This window comes from Streptosporangium sp. NPDC006013 (assembly GCF_040614275.1).
Lineage (GTDB): Bacteria > Actinomycetota > Actinomycetes > Streptosporangiales > Streptosporangiaceae > Streptosporangium.
The window spans coordinates 1-6,589 of sequence record NZ_JBEXUE010000526.1 but is presented as its reverse complement, the minus strand read 5'-3'; the positions used below and the strand labels follow the sequence as shown (position 1 = coordinate 6,589).

The window sequence follows — 6,589 nt, the reverse complement described above, 5'->3', positions numbered from 1 at the left end:
GCAAATGGAACACGAGGCCCTGAGCAACCTGCAAGCCGAGCTGTTCCAAGTCCGCGTCGCACTCAACCAGCTCCGCGCCGAAGTCGCCCGTCACCACGACACCGAGGACCACACCACAGCCGACGTGAACGAGGTCAACGCGAATGCAGCCGGCTCGGTCGCTGGCCTGGACGGCATCATCTCCCGCATCCACTGCCAGCTCACGCAACGCTGACCGTTTGACGGCGCTCCCACTTCACGGGTGGATCAGACCTTGGCCGGATCCTGGATGGCGCCCTTGCGCTACCGGTGGCGAGGAGTACTGGGGAACAAAGTACTCGAGAGCCGCGAACCTGGCCTCCACGATGTGGCCGGCTCGGGCTAACGAGCCCGATGGCTACCTTCTCGGCTCGTACCGCATCACCACCGCCCCCGAGGCGAACTCCAGCCGGCTCACGAGCTTCAAGTCGACATACTTCGATAGCCCCGCGAACAATGTCGGCCCGTGGCCCGCGAGCCGGGGATGCACCACGAACTCGTACTCATCGATCAATCCCAGCTCCGCCAATGCCAGCGGCAGCTTCACGCCTGACACGAACAGTCCCTTACCCGACTCCTGCTTGAGCTGCTTGAACGGCCTTGCCCAGATCCCCGGTCATGGCCAGCAGCATACGGGTGCTATCCCGGCTATGCCGGACGCGGATTTGGCCCAGACGCGGTACGTGCAGTCTGCCGGTATGGCTTCGAGAAAGAGAACCACGCGGCTCACCATCTCCACCAGAAGGTCGGATTCGTTGACGAAGGCCGACTGCGCCAAGTCTTCCGGCACGAAGGTAGGTGGTGCGACAAGTACACGACGGGCCTGCTCGAAGACGAGCTTCACTGACCCGGGTCAGCTCCTCGATGAGCATCGCCTGAACGCCGTGATCCAGTAAATTCGCAAGGTAAGTCTGACCAGAATCCGAGCCCCGCGGCCGGGTATACCTTGCGAGCGGCACGTCAAGAAATCGACCGCTCGCAACCTTCAGCTGGATCGGACACCTACATCCCTACCGTGACTTTCCGTTCCGCTGCTACATCAACCCCGCTACCGCCAAAATCCGTTCCGATCCTCCTCGCGGGCCCGACCCTCTGTGGCAGTAGTTCAGAGAAGGTACGTAAGGCAAGTGTCCCGATGGCCCAGCGCGCCCGCCATGCCGAGCAGGAGCAGGTCGGCCTCCTGCTCGGCGATCTCGGCCAGGCCCGCCATGAGCTGCTCGCTGTACTCCTGGAACGCGCTGATGGAGAAGCGGCCGGTCAGCATGGAGCGCGACCTCCACCAGCATGGACGGCACCGTGAACGGTCAACTCCACATTCCCGTCGGCAGGGAGCCACCTGCTCTCATGAGCCTCCTGAGGGAACCCGCGGGATGGCGGGAGCCCACCGACTCGTCGCCACCTGCGGGGTGGGCCAGTCGACGGTCTCGCACCACCTGAAGATCCTGTCCGAGGTACGGTTCGTGCTGGTGGAGCGGCACGGCACCTCCAGCCTGTACCGGATCAACGAAGAGTGCGTGCGGTGCTTTCCCACCGCCGCCGACGTGGTGATGGGCAACCCCGTTCCGGCCACCCCCACCTGCGACCGAGGAGCACGCCATGGCACATGAGGAGGTCGTCGAGCGCTACTCCGGTCTGGCCCGCGCGGCGCTGGCCGGTGAGAGCGTCGTGGACTGCGCTCCCGATGCGTTCGCCGACGGCTGCTTCGGGGCGACCGGCTACGACGACACCGCGGGGCTGCCCGAGGGCGCGCTGCGCGCCAGCCTCGGCTGCGGCAACCCGGTCGCCGTCGCCGAGCTGCGCACGGGCGAGACCGTGCTCGACCTCGGCTCCGGGGGCGGCATCGACGTGTTGCTGTCGGCGCGCCGCATCGGCCCGTACGGAAAGGCCTATGGCCTGGACGCCAGCGCCGACATGGTGGAGCTCGCCCGGCGCAACGCCGCGGAGGCGGGTGTGGCCAACACCGAGTTCGTGTGTGGCACGATCGAGGCGATCCCGCTGCCGGATCACGCGGTCGAAGTCGTCATCTCCAACTGCGTGATCAACCTCTCCAGCGACAAGGCGGCCGTGCTGGCCGAGACCTTCAGGGTTCTGCGGCCCGGCGGCCGCCTGGGCATCAGTGACGTCGTCACCGACAGTGCGACCGGCGGAGCCGTCGAGGCGCAGCGACGCGTGGCCACCGAGCAGCGGGTGGGCTGTATCGCCGGGTCCCTCACCGTCGTCGAATACCGGGCTCTGCTGGCGGCGACCGGGTTCGTGGCCACCTCGATCACGCTGACGGCCGATCACGGCGACGGAGTGCGCTCGGCCATCATCCAGGCCGTCAAGCCCGCGATCTCTCCGGGGCTGGAGATCCGGCCGATGCGTGAGATCGACGCCGAGCAGGTGCTGGCCATCTACCAGGCGGGGTTGGATACCGGCCAAGCCAGCTTCGAGACGCTCGCACCCAGCTGGGAGGGCTTCACCGGGGGTAAGTTGACGCACCTGCGCTATGTCGCCGTCGACACCGGCACAGGTGAGGTCGTCGGCTGGGTGGCCGCCTCACCGGTCTCGGCCAGGGCGGTGTACGCCGGAGTCGTCGAGCACAGCCTCTACGTCCACCCCGACTGCCAGGCCCACGGCATCGGCCGGGCCCTGCTGGCCGCGTTCATCGCCGGGTCACAGGACGCCGGAATATGGACAATCCAGGCGGGAATCTTCCCGCAGAACGCGCCCAGCCTGTCTCTGCACCAGGCGCTCGGCTTCCGCGTCATCGGTACCCGCGAGCGCGTCGGCCACCACCACGGCGTGTGGCGCGACGTGATCCTCCTGGAGCGGCGCAGCGCGGTCACCGGGCTTGAGGCAGGGGCGCCGTCGGTAGCCGCTCTGCGCCGCGCCCTGGACCAGGCGTAGGTCAGCTGGGTTCGCTGGTCGACTTGGCGTCGTGGTCACGCAGCCAGGTGACCAGGTCATCCGCGCCGGTGCGGCGGGCGGCATCCAGCGGGGTCAGCTGGTCGTAGCCGACCCAGTTAACGTCGCCGCCGCGTTGCAGGAAGAACTCTGCCGCTTGGCGCTGGCCGCCGTGGCAGGCTGACCACAGGCCGAGATCGCCGTACCACCACCGATCACCGCCCCGTCGGCTTCGAGGTCGGCGCCGGCGTCCAAAAGTGCATCCAGGACCGGCGCGTCGTCGCTGCTGGCCGCCCAGTGCCCTGATTGCTTCGCCCTCCCCCAGGACAGGCCAAATCACATCGGCTGTTCACCAGTTGTTCGTCTCTGCTGACATCGATACATGCCAATATCGGCTTCTGTCATGGAGAGAGGAGATTGTCCGCGCCGCCGACGTGGTGGTCACCATGGGTCGGACGCCTGCCCGGTCTTTCCCGGCAAGCGCCACCTGGACTGGGAGTTGCCCGACCCGGACGGCAAGAGCGTCGCGGAAGTGCGGCTGATCCTCGGCCTGCCCGACGCCCGAAAAGGCGGTACCTCCGTGCCGTGCCCTAATAGACGTATGTCAATATAGACGTTAGTCGACTTCGATGGATCTCTATACGGGAGGGTTCAATGGAGCCGCTGGAGCTTTTGGAGTGCAGCTCGCCGCTGACGCGCGAGCCGCTCAGCGCCGAGCAGGGCGCCGCCGTGGCGCGGGTGTTCAAGGCACTGGGAGATCCGGTACGGCTGCGCATCGTGTCGATCGTGGCCAGCCATGCCGGCGGCGAGGTGTGCGTGTGCGACCTGACCGGCGCCTTCGAGCTGTCACAGCCGACCATCAGTCACCACCTGAAGGTCCTGAAAGAGGTCGGGCTGCTGGTCTCCGAGCGCCGGGCCTCGTGGGTGTACTACCGGCTGGTCCCCGAGACCCTGGCCGAGCTGTCAGCCCTGATCAACGTTCCCGCCACGGCCTGAGCGCGACCACGGAAGGAAATCCATGCCCTCACCGTCCACCCGAGCCCCGGTCTCCGCCCCTGTGGGGCAGCCGGGCGTGATCGGCGCCCTGTCGACGCTGGATCGCCTCCTGCCGGTGTGGATCGGGCTGGCGATGGCCGCCGGACTGCTGCTCGGCCGATTGGTGCCCGGCCTGAACTCCGCACTGGAGGCGGTGAAGATCGGCGAGATCTCGCTGCCGATCGCGCTGGGTCTGCTGCTGATGATGTACCCGGTGTTGGCGAAGGTCCGCTACGACCGCCTGGGCGCCGTCACCGGCGACCGGCGGCTGCTCGTCGCCTCGCTGGTGCTGAACTGGGTGCTCGGCCCGGCGCTGATGTTCGCCCTGGCCTGGCTGCTCCTGCCCGACCTGCCCGAGTACCGCACCGGCCTGATCATCGTCGGCCTGGCCCGCTGCATCGCCATGGTGCTGATCTGGAACGACCTGGCTTGCGGCGACCGTGAGGCCGCCGCCGTGCTGGTCGCGATCAACTCGATCTTCCAGGTGATCGCCTTCGGCGTGCTCGGCTGGTTCTACCTCGACCTCCTGCCCGGCTGGCTGGGCCTGGGCGAAGGCACCGCCCTGGCGGTTTCGGCCTGGGACATCGCCTGGTACGTGCTGATCTTCCTCGGCATCCCGCTGGCGGCCGGATACCTGTCGCGCAAGCTGGGTGAGCGTGCCCGTGGCCGTGACTGGTACGAGGAGCGCTTCCTGCCGAAGATCGGGCCGATCGCGTTGTACGGGCTGCTGTTCACCATCGTCATCCTGTTCGCCCTGCAAGGTGAGACGATCACCTCTCAGCCCGGCGACGTGGCGCGCATCGCGGTGCCGTTGCTGGCCTACTTCGCCCTCATGTGGGGTGGCTCCTTCCTGGCCGGCCGGGCGATCGGCCTGACCTACGAGCGCACCACGACGCTCGCTTTCACCGCGGCGGGCAACAACTTCGAGCTGGCCATCGCGGTCGCGGTCGGCGTCTTCGGGGTCACCTCCGGTCAGGCCCTGGCCGGGGTGGTCGGCCCGCTCATCGAGGTGCCCGTCCTGGTCGCCCTGGTCTACGTCAGCCTGTGGGGCCGCCGCCTGTTCACCACCGCCCCGAAGGGATCGGTTCATGCCTGATACGCCCAGTGTCCTGTTCGTCTGCGTGCACAACGCCGGACGCTCCCAGATGGCCGCCGGCTGGCTCACCCACCTGGCGGGCGACCGCATCGAGGTCCGCTCCGCGGGGTCGGCACCCGCCGAGAGCATCAACCCGGCCGCCGTGGCGGCGATGGCCGAGGTCGGCATCGACATCACCGGCCAGACACCGAAGATCCTCACCACCGAAGCTGTGCAGGACTCCGACGTGGTCATCACCATGGGCTGCGGGGATGCCTGCCCGTTCTTTCCCGGCAAGCGGTATGAGGACTGGAAGCTCGACGACCCGGCCGGCCAAGGCATCGAGGCCGTGCGGCCGATCCGCGATGAGATCCGCGACCGGATCGAGAAACTGATTGCTGAGCTGGATGCCAGGTAGCCCCCCTCCGCCCCGTCCCAGGCGGGGCGGAGGGGGCGCCGCCAGCACCTGCCTCTTAGGCCTGCGGCGGTTGTGCCAGCAGCCACACGGTGGCCACCAGCAATCGCGCGGCGGCCAGCAGGGTGTCCGGCTCGACGCGCTCGGGGGTTTCGGCAGGGGTCTGGTAGCCGGGCATGCCCATCCCGACGCCGATCGCGGCCAGCCCAGCCGCGGCGTAGCGGCGGTTGTCGGAGGCCATCACCCCGGCCCGTAACGGCACGCCGGTCAGTCGCGCGGCCTGATCGAGGGTGGCCAGCAGCGCATGCGCGGGTCCGCCCGCCTCGACGGAGGCGGCCTGGTGCAGCTGTGCCGCCCCGTCCAGGTTGATCACCAAGGTGTCCGGCGGTACCTGGGGGGCGTGGTGGGCTGCCCCCCACGCCCCCGCCTCCTCGGCGTCCAGGAAGGCCACCGCCAAGTCCACCGGCGCGGTTACGGCGGCCAGGACGCGGGCGGCCTCCAAGACCGCGGCCACGCCGGAGGCGTTGTCGGCGGCGGCCGGTAGTCGGCGGCTCGGGTCATCGCCTACTCCGTCGAAGTGGGCGCTCAGCAGCACCCGAGGCCCGCCGCGCCCCGCGTTCGGCAGGCGGGCGTGGACGTTGAGGCCTTCGGCGCCGATCTGCCGCAGCGGCACCGAAGCCGTCACCTGCACGGGGGTGGTGGCGAGCGTGTCGGCCATCTGCTGGTGCAGGTCAGCGCGCACGCCGAGGATCGGCACCGCCCGGCTGGGCGGGCCGGCGATCATCTTGGGCATCCAGCCCTCGGCGTCGGTGCCGCGGGCCATCAGCACCCCGACCGCGCCCTCGGCTTCGGCCCGGGTGCAGGCCCGCGCCCAGTCCCCGGTTTCGGCCAGCAGCCACCGGCCGCGTACGTTCGCGCCGTCAGCGTCGCTTGCCAGGGGTGCGATACGTGGCCGGGGCAGCTCAGCCGAGGCGAGGTGTTCGACGAAGTCGCGGCGATGCTCCAGTCGTCGCATTCGCTCATCGGTGCTCCACTGCAGGATCGGCGTGTCATACAGCTCGCGCACCGCGGCGGCGGCCAGGGCGGGGACGAGGAAGACCGGACGCCGCAGTACTCGCTTCCGCGGCCGGACCTCCTGGTCGATCTCCTGCATCACGAAC

11 protein-coding genes and 1 pseudogene are annotated in these 6,589 nt (G+C 68.8%); 7 read left to right on the top strand and 5 right to left on the bottom strand.

Features of this window, described 5'->3' with window-relative positions; all coding sequences use genetic code 11:
• Positions 1-214: hypothetical protein (locus tag ABZ260_RS43850; RefSeq protein WP_355629818.1), on the top strand; the 214-nt coding region annotated here is incomplete at its 5' end.
• Positions 215-376: 162 nt separating this feature from the next.
• Here the strand turns inward: ABZ260_RS43850 and ABZ260_RS43845 are convergent.
• From ABZ260_RS43845 to ABZ260_RS43835, 3 genes are all read right to left on the bottom strand, one after another.
• Positions 377-628, bottom strand: coding sequence for a dihydrofolate reductase family protein (locus ABZ260_RS43845; RefSeq protein WP_355629821.1), 252 nt, complete (start codon positions 626-628; stop codon positions 377-379).
• A gap of 6 nt (positions 629-634) precedes the next feature.
• Complete coding sequence (locus ABZ260_RS43840; RefSeq protein ID WP_355629815.1) at positions 635-862, bottom strand: hypothetical protein; 228 nt, start codon at positions 860-862, stop codon at positions 635-637.
• Between the two features lie 261 nt (positions 863-1,123).
• A complete protein-coding gene (locus ABZ260_RS43835; RefSeq protein WP_355629812.1) occupies positions 1,124-1,282 on the bottom strand; it encodes a hypothetical protein in 159 nt (52 codons plus the stop codon).
• A gap of 106 nt (positions 1,283-1,388) precedes the next feature.
• Between ABZ260_RS43835 and ABZ260_RS43830 the strand changes: the two genes are divergently transcribed.
• Positions 1,389-1,625 carry an ArsR family transcriptional regulator gene (locus ABZ260_RS43830; RefSeq protein WP_355629809.1) on the top strand — a complete coding sequence of 79 codons (237 nt, stop codon included), beginning with the start codon at positions 1,389-1,391 and terminating at the stop codon, positions 1,623-1,625.
• Positions 1,615-2,907 carry a GNAT family N-acetyltransferase gene (locus ABZ260_RS43825; RefSeq protein ID WP_355629806.1) on the top strand — a complete coding sequence of 431 codons (1,293 nt, stop codon included), beginning with the start codon at positions 1,615-1,617 and terminating at the stop codon, positions 2,905-2,907. Before ABZ260_RS43830 ends, ABZ260_RS43825 begins: the two co-directional genes overlap by 11 nt.
• Position 2,908: 1 nt before the next feature.
• On the opposite strand, the gene ABZ260_RS43820 is transcribed toward ABZ260_RS43825, so the two are convergent.
• Positions 2,909-3,244: a hypothetical protein gene (locus ABZ260_RS43820; RefSeq protein WP_355629803.1), complete on the bottom strand. Its 336-nt coding sequence runs from the start codon at positions 3,242-3,244 to the stop codon at positions 2,909-2,911.
• A gap of 52 nt (positions 3,245-3,296) precedes the next feature.
• On the opposite strand from ABZ260_RS43820, the pseudogene ABZ260_RS43815 reads away from it, so the two are divergent.
• The 4 genes and pseudogenes from ABZ260_RS43815 to ABZ260_RS43800 form a co-directional block, all read left to right on the top strand.
• A pseudogene (locus ABZ260_RS43815) lies at positions 3,297-3,517 on the top strand (hypothetical protein); the annotation flags it as partial.
• 41 nt (positions 3,518-3,558) lie between these two features.
• Positions 3,559-3,900 (top strand): metalloregulator ArsR/SmtB family transcription factor, encoded by a 342-nt coding sequence (locus ABZ260_RS43810; RefSeq protein WP_350959224.1) that lies wholly within the window; start codon positions 3,559-3,561, stop codon positions 3,898-3,900.
• Between the two features lie 22 nt (positions 3,901-3,922).
• Entirely contained in the window at positions 3,923-5,035 is a 1,113-nt protein-coding gene (gene arsB / locus ABZ260_RS43805) for an ACR3 family arsenite efflux transporter (RefSeq protein ID WP_355629800.1), read from the top strand.
• A complete protein-coding gene (locus ABZ260_RS43800) occupies positions 5,028-5,432 on the top strand; it encodes an arsenate reductase ArsC (protein ID WP_355629797.1) in 405 nt (134 codons plus the stop codon). Before arsB ends, ABZ260_RS43800 begins: the two co-directional genes overlap by 8 nt.
• Before the next feature lie 55 nt (positions 5,433-5,487).
• Here ABZ260_RS43800 and ABZ260_RS43795 read toward each other — a convergent pair.
• Positions 5,488-6,589: M28 family peptidase (locus ABZ260_RS43795; RefSeq protein WP_355629794.1), on the bottom strand; the 1,102-nt coding region annotated here is incomplete at its 5' end.

What these genes read in the sequence shown, in the direction of transcription:
- ABZ260_RS43830 (WP_355629809.1), top strand. Translation starts at nt 1,389, where the DNA reads ATGGCGGGAGCCCACCGACTCGTCGCCACCTGCGGGGTGGGCCAGTCG.
- ABZ260_RS43810 (WP_350959224.1), top strand. Translation starts at nt 3,559, where the DNA reads ATGGAGCCGCTGGAGCTTTTGGAGTGCAGCTCGCCGCTGACGCGCGAG.
- ABZ260_RS43825 (WP_355629806.1), top strand. Translation starts at nt 1,615, where the DNA reads ATGGCACATGAGGAGGTCGTCGAGCGCTACTCCGGTCTGGCCCGCGCG.
- ABZ260_RS43800 (WP_355629797.1), top strand. Translation starts at nt 5,028, where the DNA reads ATGCCTGATACGCCCAGTGTCCTGTTCGTCTGCGTGCACAACGCCGGA.
- arsB (WP_355629800.1), top strand. Translation starts at nt 3,923, where the DNA reads ATGCCCTCACCGTCCACCCGAGCCCCGGTCTCCGCCCCTGTGGGGCAG.
- ABZ260_RS43835 (WP_355629812.1), bottom strand. Translation starts at nt 1,282, where the DNA reads ATGCTGACCGGCCGCTTCTCCATCAGCGCGTTCCAGGAGTACAGCGAG.